This is a genomic window from Skermanella stibiiresistens SB22 (assembly GCF_000576635.1).
In the GTDB taxonomy this organism is placed as follows: Bacteria; Pseudomonadota; Alphaproteobacteria; order Azospirillales; family Azospirillaceae; genus Skermanella; species Skermanella stibiiresistens.
Map to the genome: position 1 here is coordinate 1 of NZ_AVFL01000164.1, position 234 is coordinate 234.

Annotated in this window: 1 protein-coding gene; it reads left to right on the plus strand. The window is 36.3% G+C overall.

The genetic code is table 11. From position 1 onward, the window contains the following. Positions 1 to 234 (plus strand): S24/S26 family peptidase (locus tag N825_RS38555; protein WP_425423774.1); only part of this gene is annotated, 234 nt, incomplete at both ends.

The following is a 234-nucleotide window of genomic DNA, read 5'->3' on the forward strand; positions in this document are numbered from 1 at the left end:
ATAAAAAACCCGATAGTACTAACTGACGGAAATACTCGATATATAGCCACGCTAGCTTATGACGAAATTTATGACGGCATGTGGGCTATTAATATAGACGGAAACATCAGCATTCGTGAAATTGTACGTATCCCGGGAAACAAAGTAAATATATCGGATGACAGACATTCATTTGACTGTGCTCTGAATGAACTCAATACGATAGCTAAAATCCTTATGAAATGTACATTAGAA